The organism is Streptomyces sp. YKOK-I1 (assembly GCF_054660435.1).
The window spans coordinates 2,188,977-2,214,239 of sequence record NZ_BAAGDR010000001.1 but is presented as its reverse complement, the minus strand read 5'-3'; the positions used below and the strand labels follow the sequence as shown (position 1 = coordinate 2,214,239).

Below are 25,263 nucleotides of genomic sequence, written 5' to 3'. Positions count from 1 at the left end.
GCGCGCCCATGCGCAGGGGCCGTCGACTCGCGATCGATGTCGGGGACGCCCGGATCGGGGTCGCCTCGTGCGACCCCGACGGGATCCTCGCCACCCCGGTGGAGACGGTCCCCGGCCGGGACCTCCCGGCCGCCCACCGACGGCTCAGGCAACTCGTCGAGGAGTACGAGCCGATCGAGGTCGTCGTCGGTCTCCCTCGCTCCCTCAAGGGGGGCGAGGGCCCGGCCGCGGTAAAGGTTCGCGGCTTCGCACAGGAGCTCGCCCGGGGCATCGCACCCGTCTCCGTGCGCCTGGTCGACGAGCGGATGACGACCGTGACGGCCAGTCAGGGACTGCGCGCGTCCGGGGTGAAGGCGAAGAAGGGCCGGTCGGTGATCGACCAGGCAGCCGCTGTGATCATCCTTCAGCAGGCCCTGGAATCCGAACGGGCGTCAGGTAAAGCACCGGGCGAGGGCGTCGAAGTGGTCATCTGATCGCGATACGGTAACGTTCCGCGCGATGCGGCGGTGTTCGAACAGCCGCCGCACAGAGAGAGGCGGAACGGTGACGGACCTGGGAAGGCCGCGTGATCGCCGCCTCGCGGCTCTAGGGGATCGATGACTGAGTATGGCCGGGGCCCAGGCTCCGAACCGTGGCATCCCGAGGACCCGTTGTACGGGGACGGCGGATGGGACGGGCAGCAGCAGGCCCACCAGGGCCATCAGCCTGCCTACGGCGGCCAGCCGCAGCACCACCACTACCCGCAGCAGCCGCAGCAGCCCGGATACGGCGACTGGGGCAACGGACAGGCGCAGCAGTACGACCAGCAGCAGTACGACCAGCACCAGTACGGTCAGCAGCAGTACCCGCAGCAGCCCTACGACCCCCAGCAGTACCAGCAGCCCCATGACCAGCAGCAGTACGGCTCGCAGGGCCAGCAGAACTATCACGAGTACCAGGAAGGCGGCTGGGACGGCACCGGCACGCACGCGCACATGCCGTACGCCGCCGACCCCGGTGACCCGTACGGTCAGCAGCCCGCCGCGTACGGCGCCGAGCAGCCCGACTTCTACGGCACCCCCGACGCGTATCCGCCGCCGGAGCCCCCGGCCCGGCGGGTCGCCGAACCGGAGCCCGAGCCCGAGGCGGAGGCCGAACGGAAGCCCGACTGGGACCCCGGACCCGACCAGGGCGAGCACGCGTTCTTCGCGGGCGGTCGTGCTGACGACGAGGACGAGGACGACGACGATCCCGACGGCCGCGGGGGCCGCAGGGGGCGCGGCGGCAAGGACGTCAAGGCGGGCAAGCCGGGCAAGGGCAAGAAGAAGAGCCGCAACGGCGTCGCCTGCCTGGTCGTCGTACTGGTGTTCGCCGGTGGTGTCGGCGGCGTCGGCTATTTCGGCTACCACTTCTACAAGAATCGTTACGGCGCACCCCCGGACTATTCGGGCAACGGTACGAGTCAGTCGGTCAGCGTCCAGGTGCCCGAGGGGACGGGCGGCGCGGGGATCGGCCGGCTGCTGAAGGAGGCCGGTGTCGTCAAGAGCGTGGACGCCTTCGTCTCCGCGGCCACGAACAATCCCAATGGGGACAAGATCCAGGCGGGCGCGTACATTCTGAAGAAGGAGATGTCCGCGAAGGCCGCCGTCGAGATGATGCTCGACGGGGACAGTCAGGCCAATGTGATGGTCGTGCCCGGCCAGCGCAATGTGAAGGTCTACGAGATCATCGACCAGAAACTCGGGCTTTCCGCGGGCGACACCCGCAAGGTCGCCGAGAAGGAATGGAAGACTCTCGGACTGCCCAAGTGGGCGAATGACAACAGCAACATAAAGGACCCCCTGGAGGGCTTCCTCTTCCCGGGTACCTATCCCGCGGCCAAGGGCATGAAGCCCGAGGCGGTGCTGAAGGCGATGGTGGCCAGCGCCTCGAAGAAGTACGCGTCGTACGACCTGGAGGGCAAGGCCAAGACGTTCAAGCTGGACAGCCCGCTCCAGATGGTCACCGTCGCGAGCCTGGTCCAGGCCGAGGGCAAGACCGAGGACGACTACCGCAAGATGGCGGAGGTGATCTACAACCGCCTCGACCGAGCGAACCCCGAGACATACGGATTCCTGCAATTCGACTCGACCTTCAACTACTTGAGGGGCGAAAGCAAGATCGAGATCAGCGAGTCGGAGATCAACAGCAACAAGGACCCGTACAACACGTACACGAACAAGGGCCTGCCGCCCGGACCGATCGGCAACCCCGGTGATGTCGCGATCAAGGCGATGCTGAATCCGACCGACGACGGCTGGTACTACTTCGTGGCGACCGACGGGGTGAGCAGGACCGAATTCGCCAAGACGCACGCGGAATTCCAGAAGCTCAAGGACAAGTTCAATGAGAGCACGGGCAACTGAAGCCCGCCGGGCTGCCGTTCTCGGCAGCCCCATCGCCCACTCCCTCTCCCCGGTGCTGCACCGCGCCGCCTACGAGGCGCTCGAGCTCACCGCGTGGACGTACGACCGCTTCGAGATCGACGAGGCCGCCCTGCCCGGCTTCGTCGGGGGACTCGGCGGGGAGTGGGCCGGGCTGTCCCTGACCATGCCGCTGAAGCGGGCCGTGATCCCGCTGCTCGACGGGATCAGCGAGACGGCCGCCTCCGTGGACGCGGTCAACACCCTGGTGTTCACCGAGGACGGCCGCCGCGTCGGCGACAACACCGACATTCCCGGCATGGTCGCCGCCCTGCGCGAGCACGGCGTCGAACAGGTCGACTCGGCCGCGATCCTCGGCGCCGGCGCCACCGCGTCCTCCGCGCTCGCGGCGCTGGCCCGGGTCTGCTCCGGCGAGATCGTCGCCTACGTCCGCAGCGCGGCCCGCGCCGACGAGATGCGGCAGTGGGGCGAGCGCCTGGACGTCGACGTCCGTATCGCCGACTGGGCCGAGGCGGCCGACGCCCTGCGCTTCCCGCTCGTGATCGCCACCACCCCGGCCGGGGCGACGGACGCCCTGGCGGCCTCGGTGCCCGAGCGGCCCGCCACCCTCTTCGACGTGCTCTACGAGCCCTGGCCGACCGAGCTGGCCGCCCGCTGGTCCATGTTCGGCGGCGCCGTCGTCAGCGGCCTCGACCTCCTCGTCCACCAGGCCGTGCTCCAGGTGGAACAGATGACCGGCATCACCCCGGCACCGCTGGAGGCGATGCGCAAGGCGGGCGAGCACGCACTGGCCTCCCGGCAGGCGGCCCAGCCGTGAAAGCGGCCGGCGGCGGCTCCTGAGCCGTTTCGTCCGCCCAATGGACCGGGAGCCCGATCCGTGTCCCGGACGTGGGAGGATCGAGGTGGCTGGCCGGAGCCGCGCACCCGGCCGGGCCGAGGACGTACGCGAGGACGCGCGTAGGGCAGTACCAGGGCGCGAGCACTGAGGAGCATCGTTGAGCAGGCTGCGTTGGCTGACCGCGGGGGAGTCCCACGGTCCCGCACTTGTCGCGACGCTGGAGGGCCTTCCCGCCGGCGTGCCGATCACCACGGAGATGGTGGCCGACCACCTCGCGCGGCGGCGGCTCGGCTACGGACGCGGCGCGCGGATGAAGTTCGAGCGCGACGAGGTCACCTTCCTCGGCGGCGTCCGGCACGGCCTCTCCCTCGGCTCCCCGATCGCGATCATGGTGGGCAACACCGAGTGGCCCAAGTGGGAGCAGGTCATGTCGGCCGACCCGGTCGACCCCGAGATCCTCGCCGGCCTCGCCCGCAACGCCCCGCTGACCCGCCCCCGCCCCGGCCATGCCGACCTCGCGGGCATGCAGAAGTACGGCTTCGACGAGGCCCGCCCGATCCTGGAGCGCGCCTCCGCCCGCGAGACCGCCGCCCGGGTGGCCCTCGGCGCCGTCGCCCGCTCGTACCTCAAGGAGACGGCCGGCATCGAGATCGTCTCGCACGTCGTCGAGCTGGCCGCCGCCAAGGCGCCCTACGGTGTGTACCCCACCCCCGCCGACGTCGAGAAGCTGGACGCCGACCCGGTGCGCTGCCTGGACGCGGACGCCTCGAAGGCGATGGTCGCGGAGATCGACCAGGCCCACAAGGACGGCGACACCCTCGGCGGCGTCGTCGAGGTGCTGGCGTACGACGTCCCCGTCGGCCTCGGCTCGCACGTGCACTGGGACCGCCGCCTGGACGCCCGGCTCGCCGCCGCTCTGATGGGCATCCAGGCCATCAAGGGCGTCGAGGTCGGCGACGGCTTCGACCTCGCGCGCGTGCCCGGCTCCAAGGCCCACGACGAGATCCTCACCACCCCCGAGGGCATCCGGCGCTCCTCCGGCCACTCCGGCGGCACCGAGGGCGGTCTGACCACCGGCGAGCTGCTGCGCGTGCGCGCCGCGATGAAGCCGATCGCGACCGTGCCGCGCGCCCTGCGGACGGTCGACGTGACCACCGGCGAGCAGGCCCAGGCCCACCACCAGCGCTCCGACGTGTGCGCGGTCCCCGCGGCGGGCATCGTCGCGGAGGCGATGGTGGCCCTCGTCCTGGCGGACGCGGTCGCGGAGAAGTTCGGCGGCGACAGCGTCCCCGAGACCCGCCGCAACGTCCGGTCCTACCTCGACCACCTCCACATCCGATGAGCGGGCCCCTGGTCGTCCTGGTCGGCCCGATGGGCGTCGGCAAGTCCACCGTCGGGCAGCTGCTCGCGGAGCGGCTCGGCGCCGGCTTCCGGGACACCGACGACGACATCGTCGCCGAGCAGGGCCGCAGCATCGCGGAGATCTTCGTCGACGAGGGCGAGGAGACGTTCCGCGCGATCGAGAAGCAGGCCGTGCGCCGCGCGCTCGCCGAGCACGGGGGCGTCCTGGCGCTCGGCGGCGGCTCGATCCTCGACGCGGACAGCCGCGCCCTGCTCGCGGACCAGCGCGTGGTCTATCTGTCGATGGACGTCGAGGAGGCCGTCCAGCGCACCGGTCTCAACGCGGCCCGTCCGCTGCTCGCCGTCAACCCGCGCAAGCAGTGGCGCGAGCTGATGGAGGCCCGCCGCGGTCTGTACGAGGAGGTCGCCACCGCCGTGGTGGCGACGGACGGCCGTACGCCCGAAGAGGTCACCCAAGCCGCCCTGGACGCACTGGAGTTGAAGGAAGCATGAGCAGCAGTGAGGCGGTGACCCGGATCCGGGTCGGCGGCAGCGCGGGCTCCGAGCCGTACGAGGTCCTGGTGGGCCGTCAGCTCCTCGGCGAACTCGCCGGACTGATCGGCCCCCGGGCCAAGCGCGTCGCCGTGATCCACCCCGAGGCCCTCGCCGAGACCGGTGACGCGCTCCGCGCCGACCTGGCCGGACAGGGCTACGACGCCGTCGCCATCCAGGTGCCCAACGCCGAGGAGGCCAAGACCGCCGAGGTCGCCGCGTACTGCTGGAAGGCGCTCGGCCAGTCCGGCTTCACCCGCACCGACGTCGTCGTGGGCGTCGGCGGCGGCGCCACCACGGACCTCGCCGGGTTCGTGGCCGCCACCTGGCTGCGCGGGGTGCGCTGGATCGCCGTACCGACCACCGTGCTCGCCATGGTCGACGCGGCCGTGGGCGGCAAGACCGGCATCAACACCGCCGAGGGCAAGAACCTCGTCGGCGCCTTCCACCCGCCGGCCGGCGTCCTGTGCGACCTGGCCGCGCTGGACTCCCTCCCGGTCAACGACTACGTCTCGGGGCTCGCGGAGATCATCAAGGCCGGCTTCATCGCCGACCCCGCGATCCTCGACCTCATCGAGTCCGACCCCGAGGCCGCCCGCACCCCGGCCGGCCCGCACACCGCCGAGCTGATCGAACGCTCCATCAAGGTCAAGGCGGACGTGGTCTCCTCCGACCTGAAGGAGTCGGGCCTGCGGGAGATCCTCAACTACGGCCACACCCTCGCGCACGCCATCGAGAAGAACGAGCGCTACAAGTGGCGGCACGGCGCGGCCGTGTCCGTCGGTATGCACTTCGCCGCCGAACTGGGCCGCCTCGCGGGCCGTCTGGACGACGCGACGGCCGACCGCCACCGCTCGATCCTGGAGTCCGTCGGCCTCCCCCTGCACTACCGCCACGACCAGTGGCCCAAGCTGCTGGAGACCATGAAGGTCGACAAGAAGTCACGGGGCGACCTGCTGCGCTTCATCGTCCTCGACGGACTCGCCAAGCCGACCGTCCTGGAGGGCCCCGACCCGGCCGTCCTCCTCGCCGCCTACGGCGAAGTCGGCCAGTAGATCCCGAGGGATCCCTTCCGCCCGATTCACCTTCCACACCGGGCACTTCGGACCGCCCCCGGCCGTTCACCAAACGACGGCCGGGGGCGGTACCGTTCAGAATCGAAATCGGGGGCGCACACCCCCGTAGCCAGCGCCCATTGCCTGTACGAGACGGAGTGGCACCGGATGCAGCACGCAGTGGGTTCTCCGCTGCCGCAGCCCCACCAGCCGGGGCACGGTCCGGCCGACGGCTGGTCGCCGGCCGCACAACACCCGGGCCCGCACCAGCCGGGCGGCGCCCCCCAGCACCAGCCGGGCTACCTCGGCTCCCCGCCTCCCTCCGGGCCCGTCCCGCCCGCGCCCCGGCCCCCCGTACCGCCCGTGCCGCCGCCCCCGGCCCCGCAGCACGCCCCCGTCCCGCACGGCACCGACGTCACCGGCCATGTCCCGCTGCCGCCCGGCGGCCCCGTGGCGATGCCCACGGTCCCGCCCGCCGCACCCGGACCGGACCTCGCGACCACCACCGTCGCGGTGCTGCTCATCGGCCCCGCGGGCGCCGGCAAGACCAGCGTCGCCAAGTTCTGGGCCGACCACCGCCGGGTGCCCACCGCCCACGTCAGCCTGGACGACGTCCGCGAATGGGTCCGTTCCGGCTTCGCCGACCCGCAGCGCGGCTGGAACGACCACTCCGAGGCCCAGTACCGCCTGGCCCGCCGCACCTGCGGCTTCGCCGCCCGCAACTTCCTCGCCAACGGCATCTCCTGCATCCTCGACGACGCGATCTTCCCCGACCGCCCGGTCGTCGGCCTCGGCGGCTGGAAGCGGCACGTCGGCCCCGGACTCCTCCCCGTCGTCCTCCTCCCCGGTCTGGAGGTCGTCCTGGACCGCAACGCCCAGCGCTCCGGCAACCGCCGCCTCACCGACGAGGAGGTCGCCCGCATCCACGGCCGCATGGCCGGCTGGTACGGCTCCGGCCTCCCGATCATCGACAACTCCCACCTCGACGTCCCGTCGACCGCGAAGATCCTGGACGACGTCCTGTCGAGAGCGATCGCCAGCCCACCGAAGTGGTGACCAGGGGGACTGCACCTTCTCGGCGACCGGCGGACGGCAGCCTTCTCAGCGCGCGGGGGCCCGCCGGCCTTTCAGGCCACGACGGACGCCAGGCGCTGCAGGGCGCGGCGGACCGCCGGCTTTTCAGGCCACGGCGGACGGCAGGCGTTTCAGAGGGTGGGGGACCGTCGGCTTCAGGCCACGGCTGATGGCAGGCGTTTCAGGGCGTGGGGGACCGCCGGCTTCCAGGGCGTGGGGCACCGCCGGCTTTTCAGGGGCGTGGGGAACCGCAGGCTTTTCAGGGGCGCGGGGAACTGCGCGAGCAACCCCCACCGGACCCGCACCCGACAACGCACGCACCCCCACTCGGCCCCTCCCAACCGGCACAAAACCCCCACCCCTCATACGCTCGACTCATGTCAGAGATGTACGCGTCACGCCGCAAGCGACTGAGGGACCGCTGCAACGCCGGCGGCAGCACAGCCGCGCTCATCTCCCGCCCGGCCAATGTGAGGTACCTCGCCGGCGCCGCCCCCAAGGCGGCCGTCCTGCTCCTGGGCAGACGCGAGGAGGAGGACCTCCTCGTCTGCCCCGGCCCGCCCGACGACCGCCCCGGCGCGGACCGCCCCGACGAACGGCTCAGGGCGCACACCCTGCCCCGCGCCGGGGGCGACCCCGCCGTCGCCGCCGCGGACATCCTCACGGCCGAGGGCGGCGACTCCCTCGCGGTCGAGGAGCACCACCTCACGGTGGCCCGCCACCGCGCCCTGCGCTCGGTCGCCCCCCGGCTGCGCCTCGCGGACCTCGGCAGCGCCGTCGAACAGCTCCGCGTCGTCAAGGACGAGGAGGAGATCTCCTGCCTCCGCGTCGGCGCCGAGATCGCCGACCAGGCCCTCGGCGAGCTGCTGGAGTCGATCCTCGTCGGCCGTACCGAGCGTCACCTCGCCCTCGAACTCGAGCGCCGGCTCGTCGACCACGGCGCCGACGGCCCCGCCTTCCCCACCTCGGTGGCCACCGGCCCGAACTCCGGCCGGCCCGGCCACCGCCCCACGGACCGGCGGGTCGAGGAGGGCGACTTCCTCTCGGTGTGCCTCGGCGCCGCCTACCGCGGCTACCGCTGCGAGATCGGCCGTACGTTCGTCATCGGTACGTCCCCCGCCGACTGGCAGATCGAGCTGTACGACCTCGTCTTCGCAGCCCAGCGCGCCGGGCGCGAGTCCCTGGCACCCGGGGCCGCCTACCGTGACGTGGACCGCGCGGCCCGCCACGTACTGGACTCCGCGGGGTACGCGCAGGGCCTCCCGGCGCTCACCGGGCACGGGGTCGGACTCGAAATCGACGAGGACCCGCAGTTGACTCCCGCGGCCATGGGTAAACTGGACGCTTGCGTGCCGGTCACCGTCGAACCGGGGGTCCACCTCCCGGGCCGGGGCGGTGTCCGGATCGATGACACGCTCGTCGTGCGCCCCGAGGCGGACGGCGGACCCGAGCTACTCACCATCACGACCAAGGAGCTGCTCGCGCTGTAGAGGTGCGTGCCCCGGGGTCGTCCACGTCAGTCCAGGAGATTCCGCAACCGTGGCTTCCACGAACGACCTCAAGAACGGCCTGGTGCTCAAGCTCGAAGGCGGCCAGCTCTGGTCCGTCGTCGAGTTCCAGCACGTCAAGCCCGGCAAGGGCCCCGCCTTCGTGCGCACCAAGCTCAAGAACGTGCTGTCCGGCAAGGTGGTCGACAAGACCTTCAACGCCGGCGTCAAGGTCGAGACGGCCACTGTCGACAAGAGCGACATGCAGTTCTCGTACATGGACGGCGACTACTTCGTCTTCATGGACATGGAGACCTACGACCAGCTCCACATCGACCGCAAGACCGTCGGCGACGCCGCGAACTTCCTGATCGAGGGCTTCGAGGCCACCGTCGCCCGCCACGAGGGCGAGGTGCTCTTCGTCGAGCTGCCGGCCGCCGTCGAGCTGACCGTCGCCGAGACCGAGCCGGGCCTCCAGGGCGACCGCTCCACCGGTGGCACCAAGCCCGCCACCCTGGAGACCGGTCACCAGATCCAGGTCCCGCTCTTCATCACCACCGGTGAGAAGATCAAGGTCGACACGCGCAGCAGCGACTACCTCGGCCGGGTGAACAGCTAACCGTGGCTGCCCGCAACACGGCCCGCAAGCGCGCCTTCCAGATCCTCTTCGAGGGCGACCAGCGCGGAGCCGACGTCCTCACGGTCCTCGCGGACTGGGTCCGGCTCTCCCGGGCCGACACCCGGCAGCCGCCGGTGAGCGAGTACACGATGCAGCTGGTCGAGGGCTACGCGGACCACGTGAAGCGGATCGACGAGCTGATCGCGCAGTACTCCGTCGGCTGGACCCTCGACCGGATGCCGGTCGTCGACCGCAACATCCTGCGGCTCGGCGCCTACGAGCTGATCTGGGTCGACGAGACCCCGGACGCCGTCGTCATCGACGAGATGGTGCAGCTGGCGAAGGAGTTCTCCACGGACGACTCCCCGTCCTTCGTCAACGGTCTGCTCGCCCGGCTCAAGGAGCTCAAGCCGTCGCTCCGCCGCGACGGGGCCTGAGCGGTACGAGCGGCACGACCATCGCCGGAGGGCCCGCAGCAGTGATGCTGCGGGCCCTCCGGCATATCCGTGTCCCCGTCGCCCCACAGGGCCCCAGAACGCCGTCGGGGTGGCCTGAACCGCTTGGTTCAGGCCACCCCGCCGGTACGTTTCTGCTCAGTCGCGGAGCGGCTCAGCTCTCCTCGTGGGAGACCGCGCGACGCGCGTCCGCGTCCAGCACGCCCCAGCTGATCAGCTGCTCGGTCAGGACCGAGGGCGACTGGTCGTAGATGACGGCCAGGGTGCGCAGGTCGTCCTGGCGGATCGACAGCACCTTGCCGTTGTAGTCACCGCGCTGGGACTGGATCGTCGCCGCGTAGCGCTGCAGGGGGCCCGCCTTCTCGACCGGCACATGGGCCAGTCGCTCCAGGTCCAGGACCAGCTTCGGCGGCGGCTCGGCCGCCCCGCCCGGGGTGGTGCCGGGCAGCAGCTCCTGCACGGGGACGCCGTAGAAGTCCGCCAGCTCGGCGAGGCGCTGCACGGTCACGGCGCGGTCGCCGCGCTCGTACGAGCCGACCACGACCGCCTTCCAGCGTCCCTGGGACTTCTCCTCGACACCGTGGAGGGAAAGGCCCTGCTGGGTGCGGATCGCCCGGAGCTTGGCCCCGAGCTGTTTGGCGTATTCGCTGGACATATAGCTCCCCGGCACTGGGTCGACGCGGCCGGCTTGGGTTCCGTACCGCGCGGCTGGTAACTCATTGTGAGGTTACGCAGCGTGATTCTTCTGCGTCAAGCCGAATGGTCCACACCGACTCTTCCGTGGTATCGATGGCCGATTACTCCATAGGGGTGATCAGGGCCGTCCCTGCGGGCTGCTACGGTGGATGGCGCAAACCCGACGTCCTTTAAGATCCGTCCCGTGAGGCGGAGAAGGAGGTCCGTTTCGTATGGACAAGCTCGACTCCCACCCCTCCGATGCGCGCCCCGTTCTCGAAGGCCCCGACATCGCGCGGGTCCTGACCCGCATCGCCCACGAGATCGTCGAACGCGCCAAGGGCGCCGACGACGTGGTGCTCCTCGGCATCCCGACCCGTGGCGTCTTCCTCGCCCAGCGGCTCGCCGCCAAGCTCGAGGAGATCACCGACCGCAAGATCCCGGTCGGCTCGCTCGACATCACCATGTACCGCGACGACCTGCGCATGCACCCGCCGCGTGCGCTGGCCCGCACCGAGATCCCCGGTGACGGCATCGACGGCAAGCTGGTCGTCCTCGTCGACGACGTGCTCTTCTCCGGCCGCACCATCCGCGCCGCCCTCGACGCCCTCAACGACATCGGGCGCCCGCGCGCGGTCCAGCTCGCGGTCCTCGTCGACCGCGGCCACCGCGAACTGCCCATCCGCGCCGACTACGTCGGCAAGAACCTCCCCACGTCGCTGCGGGAGACGGTCAAGGTCCAGCTCGCCGAGGAGGACGGTCGGGACACCGTGCTCCTCGGTGTGAAGCAGACCCAGTAGCAGTCGGATCCGGCCCGCCGCTTCGGCGCGCCCACGCCTGCCCCGAATCTCCCCATACGTGAACTGCCTTACGGAGCCTGACAGATGCAGCGTCATCTCATCTCGGCCGCCGACCTCACCCGCGACGACGCCGTCCTGATCCTCGACACCGCCGAGGAGATGGCCCGGGTGGCCGACCGGCCCATCAAGAAACTGCCGACCCTGCGCGGCCGCACGATCGTCAACCTCTTCTTCGAGGACTCCACGCGCACGCGTATCTCGTTCGAGGCCGCCGAGAAGCGCCTCTCCGCGGATGTCATCAACTTCTCCGCCAAGGGCTCCAGCGTGTCCAAGGGCGAGTCCCTCAAGGACACCGCCCAGACGCTGGAGGCCATGGGCGTCGACGCCGTGGTCATCCGGCACGGCGCCTCCGGGGCCCCCTACCGCCTCGCCACCTCCGGCTGGATCGACGCGGCCGTCGTCAACGCGGGCGACGGCACCCACCAGCACCCCACCCAGGCCCTCCTCGACGCCTTCACCATGCGCCGCCGGCTGGTCGGCCGGGACGCCGGGCTCGGCCAGGACCTCGCCGGCAAGCGGATCACCCTCGTCGGCGACGTCCTGCACAGCCGGGTCGCCCGCTCCAACGTCGACCTGCTGCACACCCTCGGCGCCGAGGTCACCCTGGTCGCCCCGCCCACCCTGGTGCCGGTCGGCGTGGAGCACTGGCCCTGCGAGGTGTCGTACGACCTCGACGCCGTCCTGCCCAAGTCGGACGCCGTGATGATGCTCCGCGTCCAGCGCGAGCGCATGAACGCCGCCTTCTTCCCGACCGAGCGCGAGTACTCGCGGCGCTACGGCCTCGACGGCGACCGCATGGCGCGGATGCCCGAGCACGCCATCGTGATGCACCCCGGCCCGATGGTCCGCGGCATGGAGATCACCGCCGAGGTCGCCGACTCCGACCGCTGCACCGTCGTCGAACAGGTCGCCAACGGCGTGTCGATCCGGATGGCCGTCCTCTATCTGCTCCTGGGCGGCAACGAGCCCGCCGTCAGCCACGCCCGTACCACCGAGGAGAAGTAAGAACCCATGAGCAAGATCCTGATCCGTGGTGCGAAGGTGCTCGGCGGCGAGCCGCAGGACGTCCTGATCGACGGCGCGGTCATCGCCGAGGTGGGCCCTGACCTGAGCGCCGAGGGCGCCGAGGTCGTCGAGGCCGCCGGCAAGGTGCTGCTGCCCGGCCTGGTCGACCTGCACACCCATCTGCGCGAGCCGGGCCGCGAGGACTCCGAGACCGTGCTGACCGGCACGCGTGCGGCGGCCTCCGGCGGCTACACCGCCGTGTTCGCCATGGCCAACACCTTCCCCGTGGCCGACACCGCCGGTGTGGTCGAGCAGGTCTACCGGCTCGGCCAGGAGCACGGCTACTGCGACGTCCAGCCCATCGGCGCCGTCACCGTCGGCCTGGAGGGCAGGAAGCTCGCCGAGCTGGGCGCCATGCACGAGTCCGCCGCCGGCGTCACCGTCTTCTCCGACGACGGCAAGTGCGTCGACGACGCCGTGATCATGCGGCGCGCGCTGGAGTACGTGAAGGCCTTCGGCGGAGTCGTCGCCCAGCACGCCCAGGAGCCCCGGCTCACCGAGGGCGCCCAGATGAACGAGGGCGTCGTCTCCGCCGAACTCGGCCTCGGCGGCTGGCCCGCGGTGGCCGAGGAGTCGATCATCGCCCGGGACGTCCTGCTCGCCGAGCACGTCGGCTCCCGCGTCCACATCTGCCACCTCTCGACCGCCGGCTCGGTGGAGATCGTCCGCTGGGCCAAGTCCCGCGGCATCGACGTCACCGCCGAGGTCACCCCGCACCACCTGCTCCTCACCGACGAGCTGGTGCGGTCGTACAACCCGGTCTACAAGGTCAACCCGCCGCTGCGCACCGAGCGTGATGTGCGGGTCCTGCGCGAGGCCCTTGCCGACGGCACGATCGACATCGTCGCCACCGACCACGCCCCGCACCCGCACGAGGACAAGGACTGCGAGTGGGCCGCCGCCGCCATGGGGATGGTGGGCCTGGAGACCGCGTTGTCGGTGGTCCAGGAGACCATGGTGGAGACGGGCCTGCTGGACTGGGCCGGGGTCGCCGACCGTATGTCCGCCGCGCCCGCGCGCATCGGCCGGGCCAAGGGCCACGGGCGCCCCGTCTCGGCAGGTGAGCCCGCCAACCTCACGCTCGTCGACACGGCATACCGTGGGTCCGTGGACCCCGCGGGCTTCGCCTCGCGCAGCCGCAACACTCCGTACGAGGGGCGTGAGCTGCCGGGCCGTGTCACGCACACGTGGCTCCGGGGCAAGGCCACGCTCGTCGACGGGAAGCTCACGTGACATCTTCAGCACCCCTGCTGCCGGCCCTCACGGCCCTCGCGGCCGGGAAGGAGTCGGCCCAGGTGACCGACTGGGCCGCGCGCATCGGCTGGGTGGTCGGTCTCGGACTCTTCGTCGCGCTCGTCTACTGGCTGATGCGCGAGGGCTGGAAGTGGCGGGGCACCCTCCAGAGCGACCTCCCCGAGCTCCCCACCGCGCCGGACGAGCCCGGCGAGGCGAGACTGACGATGAGCGGCCGCTACCACGGCTCCACCACCGCGGGGCAGTGGCTCGACCGCATCGTGGCGCACGGCCTGGGCACCCGCAGCCGCGTCGAGCTCACGCTCACCGACGCGGGCCTGGACGTCGTACGCCCCGGCGCGACCGACTTCTTCGTCCCCGCCGGAGCACTGCGCGAGGCCCTGCTCGGCAAGGGCATCGCCGGCAAGGTCCTCACCGAGGGCGGACTGCTGGTGGTGACCTGGCAGCACGGCGACAAGCTGATCGACTCCGGTTTCCGCTCCGACCACGCGGCCGAGCACACCGAATGGGTCGCATCCATCAACTCCATGATCAAGAACAACACGACGGAAGGCGCCGAACGATGACGACCTCCACCAGGGGAATCCCTTCTGAGAAGAGGGTGCTTCCCGCCGTACTCGTCCTGGAGGACGGCCGGATCTTCCGCGGCCGTGCCTACGGGGCCGTGGGGGAGACCTTCGGCGAAGCGGTGTTCTCCACCGGTATGACCGGCTACCAGGAGACCCTGACCGACCCGTCGTACGACCGCCAGATCGTGGTCGCGACCGCCCCCCAGATCGGCAACACCGGCTGGAACGACGAGGACGACGAGTCCAGCCGCATCTGGGTCTCCGGCTATGTCGTGCGCGACCCCGCGCGCGTGCCGTCCAACTGGCGGGCCAAGCGCTCCCTGGACGACGAGCTGGTCGCCCAGGGCGTCGTCGGGATCTCCGGCATCGACACCCGCGCCCTCACCCGCCACCTCCGCGAGCGCGGCTCCATGCGGGCCGGCATCTTCTCCGGCGAGGCGGTCGGCGCGCAGAGCGAGCTCCTCGCGCGCGTGCAGGCCCAGCCGCACATGAAGGGCGCCAGCCTCTTCGAGGAGGTCGCCACCAAGGAGGCGTACGTCGTCCCCGCGATCGGCGAGAAGAAGTTCACCGTCGCCGCGATCGACCTCGGCATCAAGGGCATGACCCCGCACCGCATGGCCGAGCGCGGCATCGAGGTGCACGTGCTCCCGGCCACGGCCACCGAGGAGGACCTCTACGCGGTCGCCCCGGACGGGGTCTTCTTCTCCAACGGCCCCGGCGACCCGGCCACCGCGGACGGCCCCGTCGCCCTGATGACCGCCGTCCTCAAGCGGAAGACGCCGCTCTTCGGCATCTGCTTCGGCAACCAGATCCTCGGCCGCGCCCTCGGCTTCGGCACCTACAAGCTGAAGTACGGCCACCGGGGCATCAACCAGCCGGTCCAGGACCGTACGACCGGCAAGGTGGAGGTCACCGCGCACAACCACGGTTTCGCCGTGGACGCGCCGCTCGACCGGGTGAGCGAGACGCCCTTCGGCCGCGCCGAGGTCTCCCACGTCTGCCTCAACGACGACGTCGTGGAGGGGCTCCAGCTGCTCGACCAGCCGGGCTTCTCCGTCCAGTACCACCCCGAAGCGGCAGCCGGCCCCCACGACGCCGCCTACCTGTTCGACCGCTTCGTATCCCTGATGGAGGGCCAGCGTGCCTAAGCGCACCGATATCCAGTCCGTCCTGGTCATCGGCTCCGGCCCGATCGTCATCGGCCAGGCCGCCGAGTTCGACTACTCCGGCACCCAGGCGTGCCGCATCCTGCGCGCCGAGGGCCTCCGGGTCGTCCTGGTGAACTCCAACCCGGCGACGATCATGACCGACCCGGAGATCGCCGACGCCACCTACGTCGAGCCGATCACCCCCGAGTTCGTCGAGAAGATCATCGCCAAGGAGCGCCCCGACGCCCTCCTGCCCACCCTGGGCGGCCAGACGGCCCTCAACACCGCCATCTCGCTGCACGAGAACGGCGTCCTGGAGAAGTACGGCGTCGAGCTGATCGGCGCCAACGTGGAGGCCATCCACAAGGGCGAGGACCGCGACCTGTTCAAGGTGGTCGTGGAGGAGGTCCGCAAGAAGATCGGGCACGGCGAGTCCGCCCGCTCGGTCATCTGCCACACCATGGACGAGGTCCTCGCGGGCGTCGACACCCTCGGCGGCTACCCGGTCGTCGTGCGCCCCTCCTTCACCATGGGTGGCGCCGGCTCCGGCTTCGCCCACGACGAGGAGGAGCTGCGCCGCATCGCCGGGCAGGGCCTCACGCTCTCGCCGACCACCGAGGTGCTCCTGGAGGAGTCCATCCTCGGCTGGAAGGAGTACGAGCTGGAGCTGATGCGCGACAAGCACGACAACGTCGTGGTCGTCTGCTCCATCGAGAACTTCGACCCCATGGGCGTGCACACCGGCGACTCGATCACCGTCGCGCCGTCGATGACCCTGACCGACCGCGAGTACCAGATCCTGCGCGACATCGGCATCGCCGTGATCCGCGAGGTCGGCGTGGACACCGGCGGCTGCAACATCCAGTTCGCGGTGAACCCCGAGGACGGCCGGGTCATCGTCATCGAGATGAACCCGCGTGTGTCGCGGTCCTCCGCCCTCGCCTCCAAGGCGACCGGCTTCCCGATCGCCAAGATCGCCGCCAAGCTCGCCGTCGGCTACACCCTCGACGAGATCCCCAACGACATCACGCAGGAGACCCCGGCCTCCTTCGAGCCCACGCTCGACTACGTGGTCGTCAAGGCGCCGCGGTTCGCCTTCGAGAAGTTCCCGCAGGCCGACTCCACGCTGACCACCACCATGAAGTCGGTCGGCGAGGCCATGGCCATCGGCCGCAACTTCACCGAGGCCTTCCAGAAGGCACTGCGCTCGCTCGAGAAGAAGGGCAGCCAGTTCACCTTCGTCGGCGAGCCCGGCGACAAGGACGAGCTGCTGCGCGAGGCGGTCCGCCCCACCGACGGCCGGATCAACACCGTCATGCAGGCCATCCGCGCCGGCGCCACCCCCGAGGAGATCTTCGACTACACGAAGATCGACCCCTGGTTCGTCGACCAGCTCTTCCTCATCAAGGAGATCGCGGACGAGCTGGCCGCCGCCGAGCGCCTGGACGCCGACCTGCTCGCCGAGGCCAAGCGGCACGGCTTCTCCGACCAGCAGATCGGCGAGATCCGCGGGCTGCGCGAGGACGTCGTCCGCGAGGTGCGGCACGCGCTCGGCGTCCGCCCGGTCTACAAGACGGTCGACACCTGCGCCGCCGAGTTCGCCGCGAAGACCCCGTACTTCTACTCCTCCTACGACGAGGAGACCGAGGTCGCGCAGCGCGAGAAGCCCGCGGTGATCATCCTGGGCTCCGGCCCGAACCGCATCGGCCAGGGCATCGAGTTCGACTACTCCTGCGTCCACGCCTCCTTCGCGCTGTCCGACGCCGGGTACGAGACCGTGATGGTCAACTGCAACCCGGAGACCGTCTCCACCGACTACGACACCTCCGACCGCCTGTACTTCGAGCCGCTCACGCTCGAGGACGTGCTGGAGATCGTCCACGCGGAGGCGCAGGCAGGCCCGATCGCCGGTGTCGTCGTCCAGCTCGGCGGCCAGACCCCGCTGGGTCTCGCCCAGGCGCTGAAGGACAACGGCGTGCCGATCGTCGGCACCCCGCCCGAGGCCATCCACGCGGCCGAGGACCGGGGCGCCTTCGGACGCGTGCTCGCCGAGGCCGGCCTGCCCGCCCCCAAGCACGGCACCGCCACCACCTTCGCCGAGGCCAAGGCCATCGCCGACGAGATCGGCTACCCGGTCCTCGTCCGGCCCTCGTACGTCCTCGGCGGCCGCGGCATGGAGATCGTCTACGACGAGACCCGGCTGTCCTCCTACATCGCCGAGTCGACCGAGATCAGCCCCACCCGGCCGGTCCTCGTCGACCGCTTCCTCGACGACGCCATCGAGATCGACGTCGACGCGCTCTACGACGGCACCGAGCTCTACCTCGGCGGCGTCATGGAGCACATCGAGGAGGCCGGCATCCACTCCGGCGACTCGGCGTGCGCCCTGCCCCCGATCACCCTCGGCGGCTTCGACATCAAGCGCCTACGCGCCTCCACCGAGGCCATCGCCAAGGGTGTCGGCGTGCGCGGTCTGATCAACATCCAGTTCGCGATGGCGGGTGACATCCTCTACGTGCTGGAGGCCAACCCGCGCGCGTCCCGCACCGTCCCCTTCACCTCGAAGGCGACCGCGGTGCCGCTGGCGAAGGCCGCCGCCCGGATCTCGCTCGGCTCGACCATCGCCGAGCTGCGCGCCGAAGGGCTCCTCCCGGCCACCGGCGACGGCGGCGAGCTGCCGCTGGACGCGCCGATCTCCGTCAAGGAGGCCGTGATGCCGTGGACCCGCTTCCGCGACACCTCCGGCCGGGGCGTGGACACCGTCCTCGGCCCGGAGATGCGCTCCACCGGCGAGGTCATGGGCATCGACTCCGTCTTCGGCACGGCGTACGCCAAGTCGCAGGCCGGGGCTTACGGGCCGCTGCCCACCAAGGGCCGCGCGTTCATCTCGGTCGCCAACCGCGACAAGCGCTCGATGATCTTCCCGGCGCGCGAACTGGTCGGCCACGGCTTCGAGCTGCTCGCCACCTCCGGCACCGCCGAGGTCCTCAAGCGCAACGGCATCAACGCCACGGTCGTGCGCAAGCAGTCCGAGGGCACCGGCCCGAACGGCGAGAAGACCATCGTCCAGCTCATCCACGACGGCGAGGTCGACCTCATCGTCAACACCCCGTACGGCACCGGCGGCCGCCTCGACGGCTACGAGATCCGCACGGCGGCCGTGGCCCGGTCCGTGCCCTGCCTGACGACGGTCCAGGCGCTCGCCGCGGCCGTCCAGGGCATCGACGCGCTCAACCACGGCGACGTGGGCGTCCGCTCGCTCCAGGAACACGCGGAACACCTGACCGCGGCCCGCGACTAGCAGCCCAGAGGGGGACACCGGAAACGGTGTCCCCCTCTTCACGAGGCTCGTCATGAGGCTCTTCATGAGGGAACCATGTACAAGATCTTCTTCAATCTCGTGTTCCAGCGGATGGACCCCGAGCAGGCGCACCACCTGGCCTTCCGCTGGATCCGGCTCGCCGTCCGGGTCCCGGTGCTTCGCACCTTCGTCGCCGCCGCACTCGCCCCGCGCCACAAGGAACTGCGCACCGAGGCGTTCGGCCTGCGCATGCACGGCCCCTTCGGGCTCGCCGCGGGCTTCGACAAGAACGCCGTCGCGATCGACGGCATGTCGATGCTGGGCTTCGACCATGTCGAGATCGGCACGGTCACCGGGGAACCCCAGCCCGGCAACCCCAGGCAGCGCCTCTTCCGGCTCGTGAAGGACCGGGCGCTCATCAACCGCATGGGCTTCAACAACGAGGGCTCGCTCGCCGTCGCCGCCCGCCTGGCGTCCCGTGCGCCCGTCTTCCGGACGGTCGTGGGCGTCAACATCGGCAAGACCAAGGTCGTCCCCGAGGAGGAGGCCGTCGGCGACTACGTGAAGTCGACCGAGCGGCTCGCCCCGTACGCCGACTACCTGGTCGTCAACGTGTCGTCGCCCAACACGCCCGGGCTGCGCAACCTCCAGGCCACCGAGGCGCTGCGGCCGCTGCTGAGCGCCGTGCGCGAGGCCGCCGACCGTACGGTCACCTCGCGGCGCGTCCCGCTGCTGGTGAAGATCGCCCCGGACCTCGCCGACGAGGACGTGGACGCGGTCGCCGACCTCGCGGTGGAGCTGGGCCTGGACGGGATCATCGCGACCAACACGACCATCGCGCGCGAGGGGCTCGGTCTGCGGTCCGACCCCGCGCTGGTCCAGGAGACCGGCGGACTGTCCGGGGCCCCGCTCAAGGCCCGCTCCCTGGAGGTCCTCAGGCGGCTCTACGCGCGCGTGGGCGACCGGATCACCCTGGTGGGCGTCGGCGGCGTCGAGACCGCCGAGGACGTCTGGCAGCGCATCCTGGCCGGCGCCACGCTGGTCCAGGGCTACAGCGCCTTCATCTACGAGGGTCCCTTCTGGGGCCGCGCGATCCACAAGGGGCTCGCCGCGCGGCTGCGCACGAGCCCGTACGCCACCCTCGCCGACGCGGTCGGCGCCGACGTGAGGAAGACGGCATGACCCTCGAGCCCTTCGGCGCGCGCCTGCGCCGGGCGATGGACGAGCGCGGCCCCCTGTGCGTCGGGATCGACCCGCACCGCTCCCTGCTTCTCGAGTGGGGGCTGAACGACGACGTGGCGGGTCTGGAGCGGTTCAGCCGCACGGTCGTCGAGGCGGTGGCCGGCCGGGCCGCGGTGCTGAAGCCGCAGAGCGCGTTCTTCGAGCGGTTCGGCTCGCGCGGGGTCGCCGTCCTGGAGAAGTCGGTCCAGGAGGCGCGGGCCGCCGGCGCCCTGGTGGTCATGGACGCCAAGCGCGGGGACATCGGCTCGACCATGGCCGCCTACGCCGAGTCCTTCCTGCACAAGGACGCGCCCCTGTTCTCCGACGCGCTGACCGTCTCCCCGTACCTCGGCTACGGCTCGCTCGGCCCGGCCGTCGCGCTGGCCCGGGAGAACGGCGCCGGACTGTTCGTCCTGGCGCTCACCTCCAACCCGGAGGGCGGCGAGGTGCAGCACGCGCTGCGCGCCGACGGCCGGGACGTCGGCGCGACCATGCTGGCGCACCTGGCCGCCGAGAACGCGGGCGAGGAGCCGCTGGGCTCCTTCGGCGCGGTCGTCGGGGCGACCCTGGGGGACCTCTCGTCCTACGACCTCGGTATCAACGGGCCGCTCCTGGCGCCCGGCGTGGGCGCCCAGGGGGCGACTCCGGCCGATCTTCCCGGGGTGTTCGGGAGCGCGCTGCGCAACGTCGTGCCGAACGTCAGCCGGGGAGTGTTGCGCCACGGTCCCGACGTGGGCGCGCTGCGTGACGCCGCGGACCGCTTCGCGGACGAGATCCGCGTCACGTTGGAGTCCTCCTGAGGGCCGGTCCGAGGGCGTTTCAAACCTCCGATGAGTGCTTCGTGGCCGATTTGAGGCTGGATACATCCTCAAATCCGGGGCACTATGTCTGAAATATCCCGTCCTGACAGAGGCTGACCAGGACTTTTCCTCTGTTCTCGCTGACTCAGGCGGACTTGGCCGCTAGTCTCCGAGCAGAGTGAACGGGCAGAGCGTGTTGCTCGTAGCTCCCTAGGTGTGGGGCGACTAGGTTCCTCACCGGTCCGTATCCGACAGTTCGACATCCGAGGTGACGTAGGCGTGGCTCTTCCGCCCCTTACCCCCGAACAGCGCGCAGCCGCGCTCGAAAAGGCCGCCGCGGCTCGCCGGGAGCGGGCCGAGGTCAAGAATCGACTCAAGCACTCCGGCGCCTCCCTGCACGAGGTCATCAAGCAGGGTCAGGAGAACGACGTCATCGGCAAGATGAAGGTCTCCGCCCTGCTCGAGTCCCTGCCGGGCGTGGGCAAGGTCCGTGCCAAGCAGATCATGGAGCGACTCGGCATCTCCGAGAGCCGCCGCGTACGCGGTCTCGGTTCCAACCAGATCGCCTCCCTGGAGCGTGAGTTCGGCAGCACCGGGTCCTGATCCCGGGTACTGCCGGGAAGGGAGTCCCGGGCACTCCGGGATTGCTGGAATAATCGCTGCATGAGTGAACGTCCGCGGCTGACCGTGCTCTCCGGCCCCTCCGGGGTCGGCAAGAGCACGGTCGTCGCCCATATGCGCAAGGAACACCCCGAGGTCTGGCTCTCGGTGTCGGCGACGACCCGGAAGCCCCGCCCCGGTGAACAGCACGGGGTCCACTACTTCTTCGTCACCGACGACGAGATGGACAAGCTGATCGCCAACGGCGAGCTCCTCGAGTGGGCCGAGTTCGCCGGCAACCGCTACGGCACGCCGCGAGGCGCCGTGCTGGAGCGGCTGGAAGCGGGTGAGCCCGTCCTCCTGGAGATCGACCTCCAGGGCGCGCGGCAGGTCCGCGAGTCCATGTCGGACGCCCAGCTGGTGTTCCTGGCTCCCCCCTCCTGGGAGGAGCTGGTGCGCAGACTCACCGGGCGGGGCACCGAGCCGCCCGAGGTCATCGAGAAACGACTGGACGCCGCGAAGATCGAACTCGCGGCCGAGCCGGAGTTCGACGTGACCCTGGTCAACACCTCCGTCGAGGACGTGGCGCGTGAGCTGCTAGCCTTGATGGATGTCGTGTGATCGTGACGATCACCGTCATTGAATCTTTCCCATCCATCGGAAGGTAGAGCGTGTCCTCTTCCATCTCCGCGCCCGAGGGCATCATCAACCCGCCGATCGACGAGCTCCTCGAGGCCACGGACTCGAAGTACAGCCTCGTGATCTACGCGGCCAAGCGTGCTCGCCAGATCAACGCGTACTATTCGCAGCTCGGCGAGGGCCTCCTCGAGTACGTCGGTCCGCTCGTCGACACCCACGTCCACGAGAAGCCGCTCTCGATCGCGCTCCGCGAGATCAACGCGGGTCTGCTGACGTCCGAGGCCGTCGCGGACCCCGCGCAGTAACGCGGCCCCACGGACGCAGTAGTAGTACTTTCAGCTTGCAGCTGACTTTTCCACAGGCCCGGCAGTGCTCCTGCCGGGCCTGTGGTGTGTGATGGAGTCGTGCGCCGGAGCCGCGGCGCGCTTCCGAGGTCCGGGGAGAGACGGTGGACAAGCCCAAGGTCGTTCTGGGGGTCAGCGGCGGCATCGCCGCCTACAAGGCCTGTGAGCTGCTGCGAAGGCTCACGGAGTCCGGCCATGACGTACGGGTCGTGCCCACCGCCTCCGCCCTGCACTTCGTCGGCGCCGCCACCTGGTCCGCCCTCTCCGGCCACCCCGTCTCCACCGAGGTCTGGGACGAGGTCCACGAGGTCCCGCACGTCCGCATCGGCCAGCACGCCGATCTGGTCGTGGTCGCCCCGGCCACCGCCGACCTGCTCGCCAAGGCCGCCCACGGCCTTGCCGACGACCTCCTCACCAACACCCTGCTCACGGCACGCTGTCCCGTCGTCTTCGCCCCCGCGATGCACACCGAGATGTGGGAGCACCCGGCCACCCAGGAGAACGTGGCGACGCTGCGCCGCCGCGGCGCCGTCGTGATCGAGCCCGCCGTCGGTCGGCTCACCGGCGTCGACACCGGCAAGGGGCGGCTGCCCGACCCCGCAGAGATCTTCGAGGTCTGCCGCCGCGTACTGGCCAGGGGAGTGCGCGAACCCGACCTCGCCGGGCGCCATGTCGTGGTCAGCGCCGGCGGCACCCGCGAGCCCCTCGACCCGGTCCGCTTCCTCGGCAACCGCTCCTCCGGCAAGCAGGGGTACGCCCTCGCCCGCACCGCCGCCGCCCGCGGCGCCCGGGTCACCCTGATCGCGGCCAACACCGGGCTGCCCGACCCGGCGGGCGTCGACGTCGTCCAGGTCGGGACCGCCGTTCAACTGCGCGAGGCCGTGCTCAAGGCGGCCGCCGACGCCGACGCGGTCGTGATGGCCGCCGCGGTGGCCGACTTCCGCCCCGAGACCTACGCCACCGGGAAAATCAAGAAGAAGGACGGACAGGATCCCGATCCGATCGTCCTCCTACGTAATCCGGACATCCTCGCGGAGATCTCCGCCGACCGCGCCCGCCCCGGGCAGGTGGTGGTCGGTTTCGCCGCAGAGACGGACGACGTGCTCGCCAACGGCCGCACGAAACTCCGCCGCAAGGGGTGCGACCTGCTGGTGGTGAACGAGGTGGGGGAGCGCCGGACCTTCGGCTCCGAGGAGAACGAGGCCGTCGTCCTGGGGGCCGACGGCACCGAGACCCCGGTACCTCACGGGCCCAAGGAAGCGTTGGCCGAAATCGTGTGGGACCTGGTGACGCCACGCCTGACCTGACTGTTTGATGCGCTCGCCGTTCCCTCGTACGCCGCTCGATTCGGGCGTGGCGACCCTGGCCAAGCGTGCTCGGCATTCGGCAGAATGCCCGTGCCGCAGGTCACAGCGCTCCCGAGAGGCGAGACAGGTGGGCCGGTGGCCGGGCTCGACCGATAAACTGTTCCCGGACGACGCCGGGCGCAGCTCCCGTCGCGTCCGCCAATGATCAGCCAGCAGCCGCTGCAACCCCAGGGAGCGTTGTGTCCCGTCGCCTGTTCACTTCGGAGTCCGTGACCGAGGGTCACCCCGACAAGATCGCTGACCAGATCAGCGACACCATCCTCGACGCGCTGCTGCGCGAGGACCCGACGTCCCGCGTCGCCGTCGAGACCCTGATCACGACCGGTCTGGTGCACGTGGCCGGTGAGGTCACCACCAAGGCGTACGCGCCGATCCCCCAGCTCGTCCGCGAGAAGATCCTCGAGATCGGCTACGACTCGTCGAAGAAGGGCTTCGACGGAGCTTCCTGCGGTGTCTCGGTGTCCATCGGCTCGCAGTCCCCGGACATCGCGCAGGGTGTGGACACGGCCTATGAGTCCCGGGTCGAGGGCGACGACGACGAGCTCGACAAGCAGGGCGCCGGTGACCAGGGCCTGATGTTCGGCTACGCCTCCGACGAGACGCCGACCCTGATGCCGCTCCCGATCTTCCTGGCGCACCGCCTGTCCAAGCGGCTCTCGGACGTCCGCAAGAACGGGACCATCCCCTACCTGCGCCCCGACGGCAAGACCCAGGTCACCATCGAGTACGATGGCGACAAGGCCGTCCGCCTCGACACGGTCGTCGTCTCCTCGCAGCACGCGAGCGACATCGACCTCGACTCCCTGCTGGCGCCCGACATCCGCGAGTTCGTCGTGGAGCCCGAGCTGAAGGCGCTGCTGGACGACGGCATCAAGCTCGACACCGAGAACTACCGCCTCCTGGTCAACCCGACCGGCCGCTTCGAGATCGGCGGCCCGATGGGCGATGCCGGCCTCACCGGCCGCAAGATCATCATCGACACCTACGGCGGCTTCGCCCGCCACGGCGGCGGCGCCTTCTCCGGCAAGGACCCGTCCAAGGTGGACCGCTCGGCGGCGTACGCGATGCGCTGGGTCGCCAAGAACGTGGTCGCCGCCGGTCTGGCCGCGCGCTGCGAGGTCCAGGTCGCGTACGCGATCGGCAAGGCCGAGCCGGTCGGTCTGTTCGTCGAGACCTTCGGCACCAACAAGGTCGAGACCGAGAAGATCGAGAAGGCCATCGACGAGGTCTTCGACCTGCGTCCGGCCGCGATCATCCGCGACCTCGACCTGCTGCGCCCGATCTACGCCCAGACCGCCGCCTACGGCCACTTCGGCCGTGAGCTGCCCGAGTTCACCTGGGAGAAGACCGACCGCGTCGAGGCGCTGCGCAAGGCCGCGGGGCTGTAAGGCCGCACGCCTGCAGGGCTCAGGCCCGCACCAGGACGACACCGGCTCCCGGGACCATCGCCGAGATGGTCCCGGGAGCCGGTCCGTTTTCCGCGCGGAGGGGGGCACGCCGTCGGCGTTACGCCTTCTGGGTCTCCGCCGAAGGAGTGGTCGAGGCGGTGGAGATGATGTGGAGGCCGCCGTTCGGTGATCTTCAGGTCGAGACCGGG

Annotated in this window: 24 protein-coding genes; 23 read left to right on the top strand and 1 reads right to left on the bottom strand. The window is 70.6% G+C overall.

Annotation, left to right across the window (positions count from 1 at the left end):
• Positions 1–8: 8 nt before the first annotated feature.
• The 10 genes from ruvX to nusB all read left to right on the top strand — a co-directional run bounded on the left by ruvX (position 9) and on the right by nusB (position 9,805).
• Positions 9–473 (top strand): Holliday junction resolvase RuvX, encoded by a 465-nt coding sequence (ruvX, locus tag ACYQ8Q_RS09285; RefSeq protein ID WP_460063494.1) that lies wholly within the window; start codon positions 9–11, stop codon positions 471–473.
• Between the two features lie 123 nt (positions 474–596).
• Positions 597–2,384 (top strand): endolytic transglycosylase MltG, encoded by a 1,788-nt coding sequence (mltG, locus tag ACYQ8Q_RS09280; RefSeq protein WP_460063492.1) that lies wholly within the window; start codon positions 597–599, stop codon positions 2,382–2,384.
• Entirely contained in the window at positions 2,365–3,219 is an 855-nt protein-coding gene (locus ACYQ8Q_RS09275; protein WP_460063491.1) for a shikimate dehydrogenase, read from the top strand. The genes mltG and ACYQ8Q_RS09275 overlap by 20 nt, the downstream gene beginning before the upstream one ends.
• Before the next feature lie 178 nt (positions 3,220–3,397).
• Entirely contained in the window at positions 3,398–4,582 is a 1,185-nt protein-coding gene (aroC, locus tag ACYQ8Q_RS09270; RefSeq protein WP_460063490.1) for a chorismate synthase, read from the top strand.
• Positions 4,579–5,094, top strand: coding sequence for a shikimate kinase (locus ACYQ8Q_RS09265; protein ID WP_460063488.1), 516 nt, complete (start codon positions 4,579–4,581; stop codon positions 5,092–5,094). The genes aroC and ACYQ8Q_RS09265 overlap by 4 nt, the downstream gene beginning before the upstream one ends.
• Positions 5,091–6,188: a 3-dehydroquinate synthase gene (gene aroB, locus ACYQ8Q_RS09260; protein WP_460063486.1), complete on the top strand. Its 1,098-nt coding sequence runs from the start codon at positions 5,091–5,093 to the stop codon at positions 6,186–6,188. The genes ACYQ8Q_RS09265 and aroB overlap by 4 nt, the downstream gene beginning before the upstream one ends.
• Positions 6,189–6,356: 168 nt before the next feature.
• The gene (locus ACYQ8Q_RS09255; RefSeq protein ID WP_460063484.1) at positions 6,357–7,244 is read left to right on the top strand and encodes a Pro-rich N-terminal domain-containing protein; all 888 of its coding nucleotides are present in this window, start codon (positions 6,357–6,359) and stop codon (positions 7,242–7,244) included.
• A gap of 395 nt (positions 7,245–7,639) precedes the next feature.
• Complete coding sequence (locus ACYQ8Q_RS09250; protein ID WP_460063481.1) at positions 7,640–8,752, top strand: aminopeptidase P family protein; 1,113 nt, start codon at positions 7,640–7,642, stop codon at positions 8,750–8,752.
• 49 nt (positions 8,753–8,801) lie between these two features.
• Entirely contained in the window at positions 8,802–9,368 is a 567-nt protein-coding gene (efp, locus tag ACYQ8Q_RS09245) for an elongation factor P (protein ID WP_359274405.1), read from the top strand.
• A 2-nt stretch (positions 9,369–9,370) separates the two neighbouring features.
• Positions 9,371–9,805 carry a transcription antitermination factor NusB gene (gene nusB, locus ACYQ8Q_RS09240; RefSeq protein WP_460063479.1) on the top strand — a complete coding sequence of 145 codons (435 nt, stop codon included), beginning with the start codon at positions 9,371–9,373 and terminating at the stop codon, positions 9,803–9,805.
• Between the two features lie 172 nt (positions 9,806–9,977).
• Here the strand turns inward: nusB and bldD are convergent, their stop codons facing one another.
• On the bottom strand, positions 9,978–10,478 hold the full coding sequence (gene bldD / locus ACYQ8Q_RS09235; protein WP_009313753.1) for a transcriptional regulator BldD: 501 nt from the start codon (positions 10,476–10,478) through the stop codon (positions 9,978–9,980).
• Positions 10,479–10,731: 253 nt separating this feature from the next.
• On the opposite strand from bldD, the gene pyrR reads away from it, so the two are divergent.
• The 13 genes from pyrR to metK all read left to right on the top strand — a co-directional run bounded on the left by pyrR (position 10,732) and on the right by metK (position 25,054).
• Positions 10,732–11,298 carry a bifunctional pyr operon transcriptional regulator/uracil phosphoribosyltransferase PyrR gene (pyrR, locus tag ACYQ8Q_RS09230; RefSeq protein ID WP_460063477.1) on the top strand — a complete coding sequence of 189 codons (567 nt, stop codon included), beginning with the start codon at positions 10,732–10,734 and terminating at the stop codon, positions 11,296–11,298.
• Between the two features lie 84 nt (positions 11,299–11,382).
• Complete coding sequence (locus ACYQ8Q_RS09225; protein WP_460063476.1) at positions 11,383–12,363, top strand: aspartate carbamoyltransferase catalytic subunit; 981 nt, start codon at positions 11,383–11,385, stop codon at positions 12,361–12,363.
• Between the two features lie 6 nt (positions 12,364–12,369).
• A complete protein-coding gene (locus tag ACYQ8Q_RS09220; RefSeq protein ID WP_460063473.1) occupies positions 12,370–13,656 on the top strand; it encodes a dihydroorotase in 1,287 nt (428 codons plus the stop codon).
• Positions 13,653–14,243 carry a PH-like domain-containing protein gene (locus ACYQ8Q_RS09215; protein ID WP_460063470.1) on the top strand — a complete coding sequence of 197 codons (591 nt, stop codon included), beginning with the start codon at positions 13,653–13,655 and terminating at the stop codon, positions 14,241–14,243. The genes ACYQ8Q_RS09220 and ACYQ8Q_RS09215 overlap by 4 nt, the downstream gene beginning before the upstream one ends.
• Positions 14,240–15,394, top strand: coding sequence for a glutamine-hydrolyzing carbamoyl-phosphate synthase small subunit (gene carA / locus ACYQ8Q_RS09210; RefSeq protein ID WP_460063468.1), 1,155 nt, complete (start codon positions 14,240–14,242; stop codon positions 15,392–15,394). Before ACYQ8Q_RS09215 ends, carA begins: the two co-directional genes overlap by 4 nt.
• Positions 15,387–18,695 carry a carbamoyl-phosphate synthase large subunit gene (carB, locus tag ACYQ8Q_RS09205; RefSeq protein ID WP_460063465.1) on the top strand — a complete coding sequence of 1,103 codons (3,309 nt, stop codon included), beginning with the start codon at positions 15,387–15,389 and terminating at the stop codon, positions 18,693–18,695. Before carA ends, carB begins: the two co-directional genes overlap by 8 nt.
• 75 nt (positions 18,696–18,770) lie before the next feature.
• Complete coding sequence (locus ACYQ8Q_RS09200) at positions 18,771–19,877, top strand: quinone-dependent dihydroorotate dehydrogenase (protein WP_460063464.1); 1,107 nt, start codon at positions 18,771–18,773, stop codon at positions 19,875–19,877.
• The gene (pyrF, locus tag ACYQ8Q_RS09195; protein WP_460063462.1) at positions 19,874–20,716 is read left to right on the top strand and encodes an orotidine-5'-phosphate decarboxylase; all 843 of its coding nucleotides are present in this window, start codon (positions 19,874–19,876) and stop codon (positions 20,714–20,716) included. The genes ACYQ8Q_RS09200 and pyrF overlap by 4 nt, the downstream gene beginning before the upstream one ends.
• Before the next feature lie 279 nt (positions 20,717–20,995).
• Positions 20,996–21,319 carry an integration host factor gene (locus tag ACYQ8Q_RS09190; protein ID WP_003977346.1) on the top strand — a complete coding sequence of 108 codons (324 nt, stop codon included), beginning with the start codon at positions 20,996–20,998 and terminating at the stop codon, positions 21,317–21,319.
• Between the two features lie 60 nt (positions 21,320–21,379).
• A complete protein-coding gene (gmk, locus tag ACYQ8Q_RS09185) occupies positions 21,380–21,937 on the top strand; it encodes a guanylate kinase (protein ID WP_460063459.1) in 558 nt (185 codons plus the stop codon).
• 50 nt (positions 21,938–21,987) lie between these two features.
• Complete coding sequence (gene rpoZ, locus ACYQ8Q_RS09180; RefSeq protein WP_067250001.1) at positions 21,988–22,260, top strand: DNA-directed RNA polymerase subunit omega; 273 nt, start codon at positions 21,988–21,990, stop codon at positions 22,258–22,260.
• 143 nt (positions 22,261–22,403) lie between these two features.
• Positions 22,404–23,606 carry a bifunctional phosphopantothenoylcysteine decarboxylase/phosphopantothenate--cysteine ligase CoaBC gene (coaBC, locus tag ACYQ8Q_RS09175; protein WP_460063455.1) on the top strand — a complete coding sequence of 401 codons (1,203 nt, stop codon included), beginning with the start codon at positions 22,404–22,406 and terminating at the stop codon, positions 23,604–23,606.
• 239 nt (positions 23,607–23,845) lie between these two features.
• Positions 23,846–25,054, top strand: a complete 1,209-nt coding sequence (metK, locus tag ACYQ8Q_RS09170) for a methionine adenosyltransferase (protein ID WP_059203329.1) — start codon at positions 23,846–23,848, stop codon at positions 25,052–25,054.
• The last annotated feature ends 209 nt before the right edge of the window (positions 25,055–25,263 follow it).